This window comes from Mesorhizobium sp. B1-1-5 (assembly GCF_006443065.1).
GTDB lineage: Bacteria > Pseudomonadota > Alphaproteobacteria > Rhizobiales > Rhizobiaceae > Mesorhizobium.
In genome coordinates this window covers 1-1,445 of record NZ_VFWS01000372.1, presented here as the reverse complement: position 1 = coordinate 1,445, position 1,445 = coordinate 1, and the positions used below count along the sequence as shown (strand labels likewise).

At 67.2% G+C, this 1,445-nt stretch carries 1 protein-coding gene and 1 pseudogene; both read left to right on the top strand.

The window, feature by feature from the left end:
• Positions 1–1,183: YadA-like family protein (locus FJ980_RS31475; RefSeq protein ID WP_181181377.1), on the top strand; the 1,183-nt coding region annotated here is incomplete at its 5' end.
• A gap of 7 nt (positions 1,184–1,190) precedes the next feature.
• Positions 1,191–1,445 (top strand): annotated as a pseudogene (locus FJ980_RS31470) (invasion associated locus B family protein); the annotation flags it as partial.

Below are 1,445 nucleotides of genomic sequence, written 5' to 3'. Positions count from 1 at the left end.
CACCAATGTCGCGGCGGGCTCGGCCGACACCGACGGCGTCACCGTCTCGCAGCTGCGCGGCGTGTCGCAAAACGTGACCAACCTGTTCGGCGGCACCACCACGCTCAACCCCGACGGCTCGATCACCGGGCCGACCTACACCGTCCAGGGCAACACCTACACGACCGTCTATGACGGGCTCACGGCGGTCGACAATGCCTTGACCACCATCAGCAATGGCGGCGGCATCAAGTACTTCCACGCCAATTCGTCGCTGGCCGACAGTATCGCCGGCGGCACCGACGCCGTGGCGATCGGACCCGAAAGCGTGGCGAGCGGCAACGACAGCCTGGCCGCCGGCCATGGCTCGACGGCTACCGGGGCGGGCGCGGTCGCGCTCGGCCAGGGCGCGCAGGCCAACAACGCCAACGATGTGGCGCTCGGCTCCGGCTCGGTGACGCAGACCGCCGTCGGCACCTCCAGCACCGTCATCAACGGCAAGACCTACGCCTTTGCCGGCACCACGCCGACCGGAACAGTCAGCGTCGGCGATGCCGGCGCGGAGAGGACGATCACCAATGTCGCAGCCGGACGGATCGCCGCCGACAGCACCGACGCGATCAACGGTTCGCAGCTCTTCGCCTCCAACCAGGCGATCGAGGCCCTGCAAACCGGCGTCGGAAATCTCAACCAGAATGCGGTGACGTATGACACGCAGGGCGGCGCCAAGACGAACACCATCACGCTGCAAGGCGGCGACGTCAACGCGCCGGTCGTCATCTCCAATGTCGGACCTGGCGTCGCCGGCACCGACGCGGTCAATGTCAACCAGCTGACCAAAGGCCTGGACACCGCCATCAGCACATCCAACAGCTATACTGACAAGGTGGCGGCCACGACCCTGCAACAGGCCAACGACTATACCGACCAGAAACTCGGCCAGCTGAATTCGGACATCAGCGGCATCCGCGACGAAGCCCGGCAAGCGGCGGCAATCGGCCTCGCCGCAGCCTCGCTGCGCTACGACGACCGTCCCGGAAAGCTGAGCGTCGCGGCGGGCGGCGGCTTCTGGCGGGACGCCAGCGCCTTTGCCTTCGGCGCGGGCTACACCAGCGAGGACGGCCGTATCCGCGGCAACGTCTCGGGCACGGCGGCGGGCGGAAATGTCGGTGTCGGCGCCGGCCTGAGCTTCACGTTGAACTGAGGCGGGAATGAACGGGGCAACCAGCCGTCATGCCCGGCTTTTCCTCCTGACCTGCCTGGCGCTTGCCGGCGGCCTGTCCTTGGCCGCCGCGCAAGCGACCGCGCCCTACAGGATCAAACCGTCCGACGTGGTGGTGCCGCCGGAGGTGAAACTGGGCCAATACCAGCGCACCACGCGCCCGTTCGAGAACTGGACGCTGATCTGCGACGAGAACCTCAAGGCGCGCAAGAAGGTCTGCAATGTCTCGCAGGTGATCGAGGAC